Annotated in this window: 16 protein-coding genes; 3 read left to right on the top strand and 13 right to left on the bottom strand. The window is 31.2% G+C overall.

The window, feature by feature from the left end; genetic code table 11:
• Positions 1 to 19 precede the first annotated feature (19 nt).
• The 12 genes from Q1B37_RS15125 to Q1B37_RS15070 form a co-directional block, all read right to left on the bottom strand.
• Entirely contained in the window at positions 20 to 496 is a 477-nt protein-coding gene (locus Q1B37_RS15125) for a hypothetical protein (protein WP_299899758.1), read from the bottom strand.
• A gap of 47 nt (positions 497 to 543) precedes the next feature.
• Positions 544 to 900 (bottom strand): hypothetical protein, encoded by a 357-nt coding sequence (locus tag Q1B37_RS15120; RefSeq protein WP_299899756.1) that lies wholly within the window; start codon positions 898 to 900, stop codon positions 544 to 546.
• Between the two features lie 275 nt (positions 901 to 1,175).
• Positions 1,176 to 1,523 (bottom strand): hypothetical protein, encoded by a 348-nt coding sequence (locus tag Q1B37_RS15115; protein WP_299899755.1) that lies wholly within the window; start codon positions 1,521 to 1,523, stop codon positions 1,176 to 1,178.
• Positions 1,524 to 1,558: 35 nt separating this feature from the next.
• The gene (locus tag Q1B37_RS15110) at positions 1,559 to 2,209 is read right to left on the bottom strand and encodes a CPBP family intramembrane glutamic endopeptidase (RefSeq protein WP_299899754.1); all 651 of its coding nucleotides are present in this window, start codon (positions 2,207 to 2,209) and stop codon (positions 1,559 to 1,561) included.
• A 427-nt stretch (positions 2,210 to 2,636) separates the two neighbouring features.
• Positions 2,637 to 3,155 carry a hypothetical protein gene (locus Q1B37_RS15105; protein WP_299899752.1) on the bottom strand — a complete coding sequence of 173 codons (519 nt, stop codon included), beginning with the start codon at positions 3,153 to 3,155 and terminating at the stop codon, positions 2,637 to 2,639.
• A gap of 89 nt (positions 3,156 to 3,244) precedes the next feature.
• On the bottom strand, positions 3,245 to 3,991 hold the full coding sequence (locus tag Q1B37_RS15100) for a hypothetical protein (RefSeq protein ID WP_299899750.1): 747 nt from the start codon (positions 3,989 to 3,991) through the stop codon (positions 3,245 to 3,247).
• A gap of 559 nt (positions 3,992 to 4,550) precedes the next feature.
• Positions 4,551 to 4,703, bottom strand: coding sequence for a hypothetical protein (locus tag Q1B37_RS15095; RefSeq protein WP_299899749.1), 153 nt, complete (start codon positions 4,701 to 4,703; stop codon positions 4,551 to 4,553).
• 494 nt (positions 4,704 to 5,197) lie between these two features.
• On the bottom strand, positions 5,198 to 6,352 hold the full coding sequence (locus Q1B37_RS15090; RefSeq protein WP_299899747.1) for a DUF418 domain-containing protein: 1,155 nt from the start codon (positions 6,350 to 6,352) through the stop codon (positions 5,198 to 5,200).
• Between the two features lie 79 nt (positions 6,353 to 6,431).
• Positions 6,432 to 7,325: an alpha/beta fold hydrolase gene (locus Q1B37_RS15085; protein WP_299899745.1), complete on the bottom strand. Its 894-nt coding sequence runs from the start codon at positions 7,323 to 7,325 to the stop codon at positions 6,432 to 6,434.
• A 134-nt stretch (positions 7,326 to 7,459) separates the two neighbouring features.
• Entirely contained in the window at positions 7,460 to 8,113 is a 654-nt protein-coding gene (locus Q1B37_RS15080; protein WP_299899744.1) for a hypothetical protein, read from the bottom strand.
• A 181-nt stretch (positions 8,114 to 8,294) separates the two neighbouring features.
• Positions 8,295 to 9,110: a LytTR family DNA-binding domain-containing protein gene (locus Q1B37_RS15075; RefSeq protein ID WP_299899742.1), complete on the bottom strand. Its 816-nt coding sequence runs from the start codon at positions 9,108 to 9,110 to the stop codon at positions 8,295 to 8,297.
• Between the two features lie 121 nt (positions 9,111 to 9,231).
• A complete protein-coding gene (locus Q1B37_RS15070; RefSeq protein WP_299608078.1) occupies positions 9,232 to 9,585 on the bottom strand; it encodes a hypothetical protein in 354 nt (117 codons plus the stop codon).
• A gap of 250 nt (positions 9,586 to 9,835) precedes the next feature.
• Between Q1B37_RS15070 and Q1B37_RS15065 the strand changes: the two genes are divergently transcribed.
• Genes Q1B37_RS15065 through Q1B37_RS15055 form a run of 3 tightly spaced genes read left to right on the top strand, consistent with a single transcriptional unit; the run spans position 9,836 to position 11,490 of the window.
• Positions 9,836 to 10,645 (top strand): RNA polymerase sigma factor, encoded by an 810-nt coding sequence (locus Q1B37_RS15065; RefSeq protein WP_299899741.1) that lies wholly within the window; start codon positions 9,836 to 9,838, stop codon positions 10,643 to 10,645.
• A complete protein-coding gene (locus Q1B37_RS15060; RefSeq protein WP_299899739.1) occupies positions 10,638 to 11,084 on the top strand; it encodes a hypothetical protein in 447 nt (148 codons plus the stop codon). The genes Q1B37_RS15065 and Q1B37_RS15060 overlap by 8 nt, the downstream gene beginning before the upstream one ends.
• Positions 11,071 to 11,490 carry an MGMT family protein gene (locus Q1B37_RS15055; RefSeq protein ID WP_299899737.1) on the top strand — a complete coding sequence of 140 codons (420 nt, stop codon included), beginning with the start codon at positions 11,071 to 11,073 and terminating at the stop codon, positions 11,488 to 11,490. Before Q1B37_RS15060 ends, Q1B37_RS15055 begins: the two co-directional genes overlap by 14 nt.
• A 60-nt stretch (positions 11,491 to 11,550) precedes the next feature.
• On the opposite strand, the gene uvrB is transcribed toward Q1B37_RS15055, so the two are convergent.
• A complete protein-coding gene (uvrB, locus tag Q1B37_RS15050; RefSeq protein WP_299899734.1) occupies positions 11,551 to 13,557 on the bottom strand; it encodes an excinuclease ABC subunit UvrB in 2,007 nt (668 codons plus the stop codon).
• Positions 13,558 to 13,607: the final 50 nt, after the last annotated feature.

Below are 13,607 nucleotides of genomic sequence, written 5' to 3'. Positions count from 1 at the left end.
TTATATTGTATTAGCTACGTTATATTTTTTCCATATAATATTCGTTCGCTTCCAGTCCAAGTAATTCCGTTTTTTTTAAATCAGGATAATTTTTAATCCGTTCTATTAATTGTTCAAAATTTTCCTCTTCCAATCTGATCTGATCTAAAGAGAAGAACCATTCTGAGAAATAGTATAGTTTTTGAATTCCGCGTTTATTGGCTATTTGAGAGAATACTTTTTTAACCTTATTTGTCAATTCCGTATTTTCTGTATCTACGAATTTATACCAGGCTGTAAAAATACTTGATGTCCCTGAAAACTCTATGAAATTTGGATTATCAAAGTATATTTTTAACTGTTGATCAATGAAGGTAAATTCAAAGAACTCTAGATTTTTTCTCTTTTTTATACTCCAATTTAGATTTTCAGAATTTAAGATATTTGAGATCAGTTCTTTTTCTTTTTCAAGAGAATTAGATTCACGAAAACCTATTATTTGCATCCAAACTGCCATTAAGATTTTTTTGTTGCTAAACGAAGTGCCTTGTTAGTAGACGTTTTTTATTCGTCCATTTTTTCATAATCAACGCTCGCTTTTGCTATTCCTTTTGGGTTTGGATCTAAGTAAAGTTCATAACCTTTCAAAAGCTTTACTTTTTTTATATCACCCTTTAGAATAGGAATTTCTTCAATAATCTTTCCATTTTCTTGTACTCTGATAGAAAATTTTCTTTTTCCTATATTTTTAACTATTGCTATGCAGTCTTGTCCAATATAAGGATTGATTGTTCCATCCTGACCAGGCCCTTTACCAGTCATTATCATACTCTGAGACGGTTCTAATACGAATTCTGTTTGTGCTATCACTTCAAGCTGTACGGCAAAAATTAAGGAGATTACAAGAATTATTGTTTTCATTGTTTTTTATTTTGAATGTTTTCTGTGTAAGATGTGTGTTGACGTTCCATATATGGTTTATGAAGGAATTTAAGCAACTACTTTTAAGATTACAAGATAACTTAATTAAATGAAAAAATGATTTAAGATTATACCTAAACCGCTATTACTGATACACCTTGTTAGTAGTAGGCTTTTCTATTTGGCAAGCATTTTGCCTACATAAATGTTAACAAACCAAAAGATTGATTATTTTGCGGTTATGATCATATATATATTGTTGTGGTTATTTTTTATTACCATACAGAACCAATAAAGTAAACTAAAACACACCAGAAGGTATAGATACAACTTAGAAATGTCCCGATAATAAGAAAGGATAGTCTAAATTTTTTGATTCCAATTCTATTGTTCAAATAATACCAATCAAACAATTCCACTAAAGTCCCCAAAGAATAAAATATATTCGCTCCGATTCCCCAGATAATAACCCCCAATGTATCATCCAAAGTCCAGCGATAAGGGCTTTCGGCTAGAGCATTAAAAATAGCTACTACTCCAAATAATCCAACCAAAACATTATATATCCATCTTTTGGATTCCCACCATTTTATATTTGATCTTAATTCTTCTAAAGTCATCATTTAATTAAACATAACGGTTAGTATAAGCGGTCGTTTTAATGCCGTTTATACAGTGTTTTGTTGCGTTTATATTTTATCCACCAAAAATAAGTAGCAATACTAAATATTAAAGCCATGAAAACCCATGGAAGTTGCAAAGCAGTGAGTGATAAAGTTTCTAAATCAATATTTGATTGAAAAATTCCTGATGGAATTGCTTGCATTGGTTGTTCTATTCTTAAGTCAAAAACACTTATTGTTACAAAATTAGCGCCTGTATGAACTCCTAAAGCTGCACCCAATCTTTTAGTTTTAAAATAGATGATGCTGAAAAAAACAGTATGTAACGCAGGAATTAAAATACTATATATGAGCAATTCACCTTGATTTTCAAACGAATAACTTTTAAATCCTACAAAGAAAACCATGATGATAATTGCAGCATTAGCTCCAAAACTATCTTCCAATCTTTTCAATGGGTAGCCTCTTGTAAAAAGCTCTGTACCTAAATCTGCGATAAAAATGAAAAGGAGTCCATAAATGATATTAAAAAGTGAGATGTTGGGTCTTAATTGCCATGAGAACTCTGCTGTGTAGGATTGTACAATTGAAACAATTGCCCATAGAACAAATCCAATTAAAAATCCGTAAAGAAATTCGAATCGGTTTTTTGAATCCAATGAAATTCCTAAATCTTTCAGCGTCATTTTATCCTTTTTGCAAAACCATTTGGTAATTAACAAACTGAAAAATACAAATAATGAAAACAAGAATAATATTGTAAGATTATGAGGCAACTGGAAGGGAAAAAAGTTTGCGATAAACCCCTTTCGAAATAAAAAATCAATTATCCATAAGATTATTAAAAAGAGAAAAGCTTTTAGAAATGGTCTCATTCTTATTTATTATAGTTAAGTGAGTTTGTTTGAATGCATCACAACGTTTAGTTATGCGTAGTGCGGGAACAGAAAATCAAAGGTTTTTGATCAAGCACTTAGCCGAAGGTTATGTTCTGTTTTTATATTTTCTAAAATACTAAATTTAAATCTTTGGTGACAAACTAAATAGGCAATGACCTTTCGATTAAACCGAAATCCCACACTATCGCATAGGTGTTGTTATCTAGTGTTTTTTTTAGAATTGCATATACTTCCCGACATAATTTATTACTTCTTGTATTGAGTTCAAATTATCAAGGTCAGCTAATTTATCTTTTATTTCATTATCTCTTTCTGGATAAACGTCAGAAACGAAAGAATTACTTCCTGTTATAATTTTTTTCTTCAGATTATTTAAAGTTTCTGTTCCCACAATTTTTGAAGGGTAGGAAAATCCAGTTTTTGTTTCCTTATGGTAATGTTCGTGAGATAGTTTAAAGGTATTTCCTGAACTATCAACTATTATTTCAAATTCATCTGTTTCTGATGAAAAGTAGTCATTTAATCCCCAATGTCCTCCAATAGATTCACCAATTAATTCGGTTGAACTATAAAACACTTCAAAATCCCAAGGGACGTGACAAAAAAGAATTATTGGATATTCAAGCTTGTCATTTGTCAAAGAACTAGCAACCTTTTCCAGAAGCTTTTTCCATTCCGATTGGATTTCTTCTTGACTTCTTTTTGGTGATATTAGTCTTTTTAAAAATTTCACTTTAGTAATTTAAGTAATGCTAGATAACGTCTCTTGTATGGTGCGTTTGCTTCCTTCCAGAAGCAAATGAACTATACAAATTGTTAGCATTAGTTTTTTATTTTCATAACTTCAAATCCCATTTCTAACATCATCTCAGCATAGTCTTTTTCTGCTTTTTCAAATTCTGGCAATTTAAATAACTTATCATCAATTAGCTCTTTAGAAATGTCAATTAATGTCATTTTTATTTTAATAGAATTATTTAAAGTTTTTATTATCTCTAGAGGATATGAATTACTCAATTCAATAATCTCATTTAAATATTCAAAATTATGTTTTTTAAAAAGTTGAGGATTAAGTTTAACCGTCTTTGTGTTATAGAAATAATATTCTTCAGCTAGTTTTCCCCAAGAAAGTTTTATTAGTTTACAAGATATTCCATTAATGATTTTTGTTGAGTCTATTTTTTGAATTTTACGCTCTTTAAAATCAATATTCATCGAATTAAATTTATTGGCGTTTGTTATGGTGACATGATCAAAATCTTTTTGAAAAGAATAAATCTTATTTAGGTCAGATTTATAAATAGCTTTTTGTTCAGATCTAGTGTTTAATTTTTTTATATAATTACCGTTTTTGATTAAGATTTTAATAGTATCATAGAATTCACCATCGTTCTTCATCTTTTCTATAACTTGTTCTTTAGTGATTTCGTAGCTTCCAATTTTTTGGGATTTAATATCGAACTCTACTTTATAAGTCAATTCCCCTTCAAAAGATTGTCCAAATGATAATGAACAAATTAATAGACTCAACATTCCAACAAGTGTTTTTTTTACGTCTTTTCTAATCATTTTTCACCTGATTTTTTTTACCCATAATAAGATAAATAACATATAATAATAGCTATAATTTGATAAATAATTCCATTGTCTGCCTCCATAATTATATAACTTATTAATCCAAAAATAATACCTATAACAAATCCTTTAATTCCAGAGTATAAGAGGTGTACTAATTTTCTTTTTGAGTTTATATTATTAATAACATAAAATAAGGTGCTCAGTATTATTATCGTAACGAATCTAGTTAAATATCCATTTACTTTTCCGGTATAAAAAATCGGATTATATATTTTAATTTGATAATCTAAGTATATAACAATAATAATAGTCAGAATTAAGTATACAATTATGAATATATTTTTTGTTTTCCGCATTTCTCAAATTAATGCTAACGTTTAATATATGTGTCGTTGCAGGGCAAAATGTTACCGTGCTTTTCGATATTTCTGAGCATTGGTTGCTAACTTTTACCTTTTGCAAGCATTGCGCCTTCATAAATATAAAATAACCAATCGATTCATCACTTAACTGCTATGATCACATATATAGTGTTGTGGCAAGTATTTTTTTAATTAAAGTGTTTTTTTGAAGCTTTATATGCTTTAAACATCAAAAAAACTCCAAAGAATAAGCATATAAATCCACCTCCAAAACTATTATTGAAATCTGTAGTTTTTTGATTCAAAAAAATTAATTTAGAACCGTCAAAATTGGTCTTCATTTTAATTTGCCTTTTTCCAGAAACATTTTTACAATATTTATTACCAACTGTAATTACATGAATTTTCCCATTATATTTAACTTTGCAAGAAGCTCGTTTCCAAACATTTTTACATGATTTAGGAGCTTCGATTACTTGTACGTCGACAATTTTTACATTGTCAAAAACATTTTTTTCAAACTTTGAGTTGTAAAAAATTATACAAGAAATAATTATAAGGAATATCCCTGGTAGATTATACGAACTCAACATATATGATATTAGTTTATGGATAATAATTATGAATTTTTGATTTAATCAGAGGATTTAGTATTTGCCACAACGTAGTGATATGTGCACTTGTGTGTATATTTATTATTATGTAACCGTTTACAAACGTATATTAAACGTTTAATTCAACGGTTGTTTTTTGTTTTGTGATCGGAATTTACTAAAAATTCTATCGATTCGTACGATAAGTCTATTTTATGATCAGTTATATTCTTGATAATCGTCTAAATCCAGGTAGCTTTATGCCATAAGGTTTCAAATGGTCCTTGTTTATATCGTTTTGCCCACCATTTACAGAATATACCAGTTACAATTGTAAGTGCTAAACCGATTAATAATCCATAGGTTGCGCCTGTATATTTGTATAAACCTAATCCCCAACCATAGAATATCGCTCCTCCCAGAATGGATTGTATGATATAATTAGACATGCTCATGCGCCCGAACCGAGAAAAATACATCAATACATTTCGAGCCTTTGTTTTATAAAAAAGTAAGGTAATTCCTGACACGAGTACCAGCATGAATGAAAAATTGGTAATGCTAGTTTCTATAGTTAAAGCAGATCTTCGAATTATATCACTTTCGATAAAATGATCCATGTTTCGTTTTAAAAAATATAACGGAATGAAAGCAATTATTGAAATCTTTAGGATTTGTGTCCAAAATTCTAAGTTCTTATCAGTTTCATGAAATTTTTGATGTTTCCCTAATAGATATCCTAATAGAAAAAGCGCTAGAATAGTGAAAAACCTTCCGTTTTCCCAGTTCCAACGTAAAACGCCTATTTTTCCGTTCGTTAGATTTCCGATTATAGTATCCCATAATGAAGGTTCTCCAACGTATGTTAGCATCTTACCAAAATAACTCCAGGAGATAGGATCATTGATTTTTTCATCGGGATGCTGTAAGGCATATATTAGATTTGACCACTCATATGGTAATACTAAAAGGATTATTGCAATACCTAAAATGATACTGTCTTTCAACTTGGAAAATGGAATTAACAATACTCCTAATACTGCATATATAGTTAATACATCTCCTTGAAAAAATGCTGAATTAAGGATTCCAAAGGCAAATAATAATACCATTCGCCAGGCAAATCTTCCTGCAAAAGACTGTCCTTTCTCTTTTTGTCTAGAAAGCTGAATGGCATAGGTGACCCCAAATAATAAAGCAAAAATAGAATAGGACTTACCGCTAAATAAAAAGAACATGGTTTCCCATATGGCTCCATCTAGAGACTTCATCCAAGCAGGCAAGTGTTCGGGAAAATAATAGATGTCGAAATGTTCTATAGAATGTAAAAGCATGATAGAAACGATAGCGAAGCCTCGCAATACATCTAAGATGTGTATCCTTGTTTTAGTGCTCATTGTTCTTTTTAACTTTTTTAGATATCGTAATGTGTTTTATCAAATTCTAGTCTTTGTTATCGTGCATTTATGACTCATTTTATTCCAAATACTTATTGATAAATGCCATCAATTTCTTAGTATATGCTGCTCCGCCTTGCTCGGCAAGACCTACATGTCCGCCATCTTCCACAATGATAAGTTCTTTATCTTCCGATTTTAGACTTTCGTATAATTGTTTCCCATAGGTAACGTCAATATTTTGATCGGCATCACCATGTGCAATAAGTACTGGTTGTTGAATTTTTTTAACAGAAAGGATAGGTTTTACCTGATCGGGATCGAAATCTGCAATTTCTCCCGCTCTTCGTAGTGCATAATCCGAAATAGGTTTGATAATGATTCCTTTCATCATTTTCTTTGAGTAATCGTATACGACTTGATCCATTTCTGTGAATGTACTTTCGATAACTCCGAATTTAATTCGGTTGTCAAATGCTAATGCTTGGATGGCAATCGCACCACCAAGTGAATTTCCCCATATTCCAATGTCGATATTTTGGTTTTTCGCTTGGATCCAATCTACGATTTTAGAAATGTCTTTTTTTTCATGAAATCCATAGGTCGTAAATTCACCATCACTTTCTCCATGCGCTCTTCCATCAAAAACTATGGTTTCGATACCCTGTTTCGAAAGTAATTTGGCAACTCCTAATCCATGTTCTTTGCAACTTCCGATTCCGTGTATAAAGATTATAATTCCTTTTTTGGTGTCTAGGTTACTTTTTATCAAATATCCTTTTAGTTTTATAGCATCAGTAGCCGAAATTTCAAAAGTTTCGCTTTCCAGTCCTAAATCCGATGGAGCTAGCTTTTCATTAATTCTTAGCGGTTTGATAATAGCATACGGAGCAGAATTGTGAACATAAAAACCCATAATAACACCCACTACAATAACTATAAGTAGAACAATTTTCAGAATTTTTTTTAGCATATGGTCTATAGGCTTTGGTTGTTATGGAGCCAAGTAATTCTAAGTAGGTTCTGAGAAATAAATAAGAGACTTCTACAATATACTTTAATTAAATGAATACTAGCTTATATGCTTCTAACATCGAGTTATTTTTATCATTTCGGGATTTTTTTTAATCCATTTTTGTAGACATAGACCATAAAAGCTATAATTAAAAGCATACTTAATACAGATGGGATGTATTGGCTATGAGGTTGATATTTTTCTAATACTGTTCCGGAAAAAGCAGATAGTAAGGCCGAAAAAGCACTAATCATTTTATAAATATGTTCGTATATCCAAATTCGATGTTTTTTATAAGTACCAATCGGAATTAAATATTTTAGAAAATCATATGTGATTACAAATAGTAAAGCTCCTACTGTACTATAGATGACTACAGGTGACCAAATCATTCCAATGGATTCGAAATAATACAGAAAATATCCTAATACCAAAAGACTAACCATAGAAGCAAGAATATCTACTTTCTTCGGGATATTGGATTTTAGAAGTAATACCCGATATCCAGAAAATGAAACATACCCGCTTAGTACCGTAATAACTAATAAGAATGTATTTCGTCCAAAGATAAATACTCCCATCAGGCCAGTTGCAATAACAATAGCTATAAGTTTTAAGAAGTACCTTCCAGTTTTGTTATGTGTTTTACCACCTTTGATAACGGTTAAAGCAATTATTCCGAGTAGGAGTGCTATAGCACCAGTTATAATATGCACTAAAATGTTTAGTTGATGAGCAATTTCCATAATTAATTATTTTAAAATTCAATGTTGTTTGAATTGCAAATAATTGAAATGAAGTTATTTATAAAAGCGAAAAAGGGTGAGTGGTCTGTATGATTGGCGAATGATACAGGGAAAAAGGTGAATGACATTCCATGCAATCTGTATGGAAGTCTTCAAATTACTTTTTATTTAATATGTAAGATTACTCGATTTTTATAAGCTTCCGAATCGTATCAATATAGCTCTTACTGCTGGTAATAGCTTCTAAATTTATGGTAAAAGCAATAATATAACGACCATTTAGATGAGGTGTTATTTTTTTGATATACGTTTTATTGACAATATATTTTCTATGGACTCTCGAAAAATTTTTATCCAATCGTTTTTCTAGAAATAATAAGGAATAGTCGCATAGTTTTTTTTCACCTTTATCATTATATACAAAAGAATAGTTGTCAAAAGCTTCAAAATAAACAATATCCTTAATAGGGATGAGAAGAATATTTTCACCTTGCTTTACGGGAACACTAGTGATACTGGAAGTATATTCTTCTATGATTGGTGCCTTCTTATCTTCCACTGGTGCAGATTCTGTCGTTTTATTTTTTAAAACCTGATTTTGAAAAAAACTAAATCCTAATAGTAAAGAAATAATACCGTTAAACCAGTACATTTTTCCAGATGAAAATAGACGAAATTGTTGGCTCTTAAAAATCAGAGATCGGATCAAATGCTCTATTTCTGTAGCAAATATTCCCAGTAAAAAGAATATTATTGTGACAACGATATACACTTTGGCTTTTGAAGTGAAGATTGTTGTGAACCATGATTTATTCAATCCAATAGCTACGAGCGTATAACCGATAATAAGACTTGTAGATAGTGATTGGATGCACCATTGTATCCAATTTAAAGAACCATTCATTATATAATTAGCAGTGCCAATTCCGATCCCAACTAATAAAATATGGGGAATGAAACGATTTGCTTTTTTAAATTGAAACGGAGTAGTGGTCATTATAAATATATCTACCTTCTTAAAAGTACGATTCTAATTTATACAAAAAGTGGAGACAAACGATAGTGTTGCTCTACAATTTATCTCCACAATGATGAACAATATTCGTTCTTGACCTATATTAAATAGCTAGTTCGGATTTGTGTAAACTTACCACAGTAAGTACTGCAGCTCCATTAATCCAGTAATAATAGGCATCGATACCTTTAAAGGAAAAAATAAAAGGAGCTATAATAAATACAATGGCTACAAGAAAGTCTACCAATAAATGTCCTTTATAAGGAATCACTTTAATGATACCTAAATGATGATCAGTTAATATGGTCAGTAATAATGCTGCCATACCAGTAGTAACAGAAAGCCATAAAGCTAACGGGTTCGACTGACCTAAGTTTAATAAAAATGGGAGTGCCATTAATGCAATAGCAACAGGATAATCTAAGAAAGCGTGTATTCTTTTGGTTACAAATTTCATAGTTCTTGATTTTAATGATTATTGATATAAGTTGTTTCACAATTGTTGTGAATAATTACATCACAAAGGTCTTTTATAATCAAGGTTTTCATGCTACAAAAAAAGGACTAAGAATTGTACTTTTTAACAGGGATGGATAGAAAACTATGGATAGATAATTTGTTAGAACTCATAGTGAATATAGAATAAATGCATAATTTTTTCCATCCTATGTCACACTTGTTCGAGTTATTTTGTCTAATATAATAGTATGGATCAAGAAACTTTAGAAACATTAGTGCGTCGTGCAAATACTGGAGATCAGGAATCTTTGGAAAAAATAGTATTGGCAATTAAAGATTATGTGTATAATCTTTCTCTGAAGATGTTATTATTTCCTGAAGATGCAAAAGACGCTACTCAGGAAATATTGGTAAAAGTAATCACTCATTTGAGCACATTTAACCATAAGAGTAAATTTTCTACTTGGGTATATCGTATCGCTACTAATTATTTATTAACTCAAAAACAAAAGAAGACTAGAGAGTTTCCAATGCCTTTTGCCAACTACGAAGTATTGATTGATTCCGGACATTCTGATCGCGTATCCTATGCTTCTAATGATGGAGAATTGAAGTTGCTAGAAGAGGAAGTAAAAGTAAGTTGTACACAAGGGTTACTATTGTGCTTAAAACCTATAGATAGAATTATTTATATCCTGTCTGATATTCTAGAATTTAATAGCAAGGAAGGAGCAGCTATTGTAAATATTACTCCCGAAAACTTTAGAAAAAAATTATCGCGTTCTAGAATGAAAATTAGAAATTTTCTGAATAAAAAATGTGGTTTAGTGAATAACAATAATCCTTGTAGATGTGTGAAGAAAATTGATTTTTTGGTAGATCAAAACATTATTGAACCTAACAGATTACGATTTGCTGAACTTAGTAAAAGGAGTATTGACCTGATAGAAAAGATCGATCAAGTGGAAAAATCAATTGCGGTATATCGTTCCGTGCCTTCGTTTACTGCACCAGATATTATTTTTAAAAACATTAAAGCTATTTTATCTCATGAATAAACAAGATTTTGATCTAAAGACGTTCGTTTTTGTAGTAGTACTTACCAGTATTTGGATTCATATTTCTGAAGTGTTTAGGTATTTTGTTCTAGTCATGCCACGAGTAAAATCCTATTGGAATAATTCTGAAACTATTGCGGATATGAATTGGATGATTTTTGGTATTTGGGGATTATGGGATACTATTTTAACGGCGATGATAGTATTTACATTTTGGCTATATAGTCAGCGATTTGGAAATACGAATCGTTCGGTAATTTCTTCGGCATTAGTGTCATGGGTGTTTTTCTTTGTGCTTTTTTGGGTTGGCGCTGCCAATATGGGATATTCTGATTGGTCCATACTTTTGATTACTTTACCATTGAGTTTCGTAGAGTTGCTCATTGCAAATTTTATAGCTTCTAAACTTTATAAAAAATACGAGTATGCAAAAGTCTAAAATTGTCAATATTCCTGTTACTATGGAAAAATACTTCGGAAAAGGAACAATGCTTCATCCTTCTGTAACTGCTATTGAAGAATTGATTGAACAAATTCCGGTTGGAAAAGTAACAACGATTCAAAAGATTGCATCTCATTTAGCTAAAGTTGAAGGTACAGATGTTACTTGCCCAATGCGAACAGGTAATGCGATTAAAAAGATAGCAGAACGACATACATTGTTGATTACAGATCTAAAAACTCCTTTTTGGCGAGTCGTACGAAATGACAAAAAACTGATAAAATCAAAAAACTATGAGCAGTGGATTTCTAAGATCGAAGATGAAGGTTTTGAAATTGAGTATACAAAAGGAGGAGAAGCCAAAATCAGTATTACTGATGATCTTATATTTTCTTTTGCATAAAAATTACAAAGAAATGCATATCAATAAATAGGTCACTGTATCCTTCCGTTACTTTTCCTATTAAACTTTTTGATTCTGGATTTTTTCTTGTAACATTTTTATTTCATCTCTTAGTCTTGCTGCGGTCATAAAATCTAACTCTTTTGCAGCTTTTTCCATCTCTTTCCGAACATTTCGAATACGAGTTTCTAGTTGTTCTTTTGTGAAATAAGCTGTTTCTTCTTCTGCAGCTTTTAATGTTGGAGCAGTTTCGAATTGATAAGGTTCTACTTTTTTTCCAACTAATGCATTATCCAACGACTTTTTAATTGCTTTTGGGGTAATTCCGTGTTTTGTATTGTACGCTATTTGCTTTTCTCGTCGATAATTAGTTTGATCAATGGTTTCTTGCATACTTTGTGTAATCTTATCAGCATACATGATCGCCAATCCATTTACATTTCTTGCAGCTCTTCCTATGGTTTGTGTAAGAGATCTATTATTTCTTAAAAACCCTTCTTTATCAGCATCTAGTATTGCTACTAATGATACTTCGGGTAAATCTAATCCTTCTCTTAATAGGTTTACACCAATCAGTACATCAAAAAGACCTTTGCGCAGATCTTGCATAATTTCTACGCGCTCTAGTGTGTCTACATCACTATGAATATATCGACAACGAATATCTATTCTTGTTAGATATTTCGTTAATTCTTCTGCCATTCTTTTCGTTAAGGTAGTCACTAAGATACGTTCATCGACTTCAATACGTTTGTGCATTTCTTCTATCAAATCGTCGATTTGATTTAGGCTTGGTCGTACTTCGATAATAGGATCTAGTAATCCAGTAGGTCTAATAATTTGTTCCACATAGGTTCCCTCGCTTTTTTGCAATTCATAATCAGCAGGCGTCGCGCTTATATATATTATTTGATTTTGTAGTGCCTCAAATTCTTCGAATTTTAATGGTCTGTTATCCATGGCTGCAGGAAGTCTAAAACCATACTCTACCAGATTCTCTTTTCTGGATCGATCACCACCATACATCGCATGTGTTTGCGGAATAGTTACATGGCTTTCATCTACAATCATTAAATAATCGTCAGGAAAATAGTCTAACAAACAGAAAGGCCTTGTTCCTGGATCTCTTCCGTCTAAATATCTGGAGTAATTCTCTATTCCCGAACAATAGCCCAACTCTTTGATCATTTCTAAATCAAAATTAGTACGTTCTTCTAGTCTTTTGGCTTCTAAAAATTTTCCTATTTCTTTAAAGTATTCTACTTGTTTTCCAAGGTCTAAGGCTATTTGATCAATAGCACCATGTAATACCTCAGGAGAAGTAACGAACATGTTTGCTGGATAGATATTTAGACGGTCATATTTTTCAATGATTTCATTAGTTTGTACATCAAAGGCTTCAATTTCTTCGATTTCATCTCCAAAGAAATGTACTCTAAAGGCATCATCGGCATAGCTTGGATAAATATCTACGGTATCTCCTTTTATCCTGAAATTTCCGTGTAAAAACTCTCCTTCCGTTCTGGAATATAAACTTTGTACTAATTTATGAAGTAATGCTGTTCTAGAAACAAATTGCCCTTGCTGAATAGATATTACGTTTTTCTGAAATTCTATAGGATTTCCAATACCATATAAACAAGAAACAGAGGCCACAACGAGTACATCTCTTCTTCCTGAAAGTAGGGAGGAGGTAGCGCTTAAACGTAGTTTTTCAATTTCATCATTAATAGATAAATCTTTTTCTATATACGTTCCAGTGGTAGGGATATAAGCTTCTGGTTGGTAATAATCATAATACGAAACGAAATATTCAATAGCATTTTCGGGAAAGAATTGTTTAAACTCAGAATATAATTGTGCTGCTAGGGTTTTGTTATGCGCTAGTACCAAGGTAGGACGTTGTACTTCTGCTACTACGTTTGCTGCTGTAAACGTTTTACCAGAACCAGTAACTCCTAAAAGTGTTTGATATCTTTCCCCTGCTTTAATAGCATTAGCAAGTTGTTTTATAGCTTCCGGTTGATCTCCGGTTGGACTAAATTCAGATTTAAGTTCGAACTTCATTATATAGGCCTATCTTTTCTGAATAAAGATACAGAATACTACTATGATTT

The organism is uncultured Aquimarina sp. (genome assembly GCF_947492965.1).
GTDB lineage: Bacteria > Bacteroidota > Bacteroidia > Flavobacteriales > Flavobacteriaceae > Aquimarina.
Note: the sequence above shows the minus strand (reverse complement) of the source record. Positions and strands in the feature narration are given on the sequence as shown.

Excerpts from the sequence above, each read along its gene's own strand:
- Q1B37_RS15110 (WP_299899754.1), bottom strand. The coding sequence starts at position 2,209 with ATGACGCTGAAAGATTTAGGAATTTCATTGGATTCAAAAAACCGATTC.
- Q1B37_RS15070 (WP_299608078.1), bottom strand. The coding sequence starts at position 9,585 with ATGAAATTTGTAACCAAAAGAATACACGCTTTCTTAGATTATCCTGTT.
- Q1B37_RS15055 (WP_299899737.1), top strand. The coding sequence starts at position 11,071 with ATGCAAAAGTCTAAAATTGTCAATATTCCTGTTACTATGGAAAAATAC.
- Q1B37_RS15115 (WP_299899755.1), bottom strand. The coding sequence starts at position 1,523 with ATGATGACTTTAGAAGAATTAAGATCAAATATAAAATGGTGGGAATCC.
- Q1B37_RS15090 (WP_299899747.1), bottom strand. The coding sequence starts at position 6,352 with ATGAGCACTAAAACAAGGATACACATCTTAGATGTATTGCGAGGCTTC.
- Q1B37_RS15125 (WP_299899758.1), bottom strand. The coding sequence starts at position 496 with ATGGCAGTTTGGATGCAAATAATAGGTTTTCGTGAATCTAATTCTCTT.
- Q1B37_RS15085 (WP_299899745.1), bottom strand. The coding sequence starts at position 7,325 with ATGCTAAAAAAAATTCTGAAAATTGTTCTACTTATAGTTATTGTAGTG.
- Q1B37_RS15120 (WP_299899756.1), bottom strand. The coding sequence starts at position 900 with ATGAAAACAATAATTCTTGTAATCTCCTTAATTTTTGCCGTACAGCTT.
- Q1B37_RS15095 (WP_299899749.1), bottom strand. The coding sequence starts at position 4,703 with ATGAAGACCAATTTTGACGGTTCTAAATTAATTTTTTTGAATCAAAAA.
- Q1B37_RS15065 (WP_299899741.1), top strand. The coding sequence starts at position 9,836 with ATGGATCAAGAAACTTTAGAAACATTAGTGCGTCGTGCAAATACTGGA.
- Q1B37_RS15080 (WP_299899744.1), bottom strand. The coding sequence starts at position 8,113 with ATGGAAATTGCTCATCAACTAAACATTTTAGTGCATATTATAACTGGT.
- Q1B37_RS15075 (WP_299899742.1), bottom strand. The coding sequence starts at position 9,110 with ATGACCACTACTCCGTTTCAATTTAAAAAAGCAAATCGTTTCATTCCC.
- Q1B37_RS15060 (WP_299899739.1), top strand. The coding sequence starts at position 10,638 with ATGAATAAACAAGATTTTGATCTAAAGACGTTCGTTTTTGTAGTAGTA.
- Q1B37_RS15100 (WP_299899750.1), bottom strand. The coding sequence starts at position 3,991 with ATGATTAGAAAAGACGTAAAAAAAACACTTGTTGGAATGTTGAGTCTA.
- uvrB (WP_299899734.1), bottom strand. The coding sequence starts at position 13,557 with ATGAAGTTCGAACTTAAATCTGAATTTAGTCCAACCGGAGATCAACCG.